Genomic DNA, 435 nt, shown 5'->3' with positions numbered 1-435 from the left:
CGAACACTCCGTGAAAATCTCCGTTAACATAAATCGAGCACAGATAACCATCTGTTCCAAATTTAGCCTCGGAAGGCAGTGAAGCGGCATCTGTGCTGGATAAAATCCACGCAGGCAGAGGTGCAATCAGGTTATCAGGCCAGCTTCCTGATTTTCTGATAGCAGCCCATGTTCTGTAACTCAGCGTATCCCGTATCATTGTTCTGTCCAGAACAACACCTGAATAGTAGGCCGTTCCGTAATTTGGGAATGGACCAAACGCTTTCAGGTCTATCTTGCTGGTCTGAACCCAGTTCCCCATTTTCAGATCAACAGAATTGCCACCGGCATTGGTAATAGCTGAGATTTTCAGGTTTTTCTTTGTGGTATACGCCGATGTCTGCCCCTGTACTGCGAGTGTACAGGAACCTGAGAAAAGGACGGAATCGCCGTATA

1 pseudogene is annotated in these 435 nt (G+C 47.1%); it reads right to left on the bottom strand.

From position 1 onward, the window contains the following. A pseudogene (locus HK25_RS13045) lies at nt 1-435 on the bottom strand (hypothetical protein); the annotation flags it as partial.

This window comes from Acetobacter sp. DsW_059, from assembly GCF_002153695.1.
GTDB classification, from domain to species: Bacteria; Pseudomonadota; Alphaproteobacteria; order Acetobacterales; family Acetobacteraceae; genus Acetobacter; species Acetobacter thailandicus.
The sequence above is the reverse complement of the archived record's forward strand: the minus strand, read 5'-3'. Positions and strand labels throughout refer to the sequence as shown.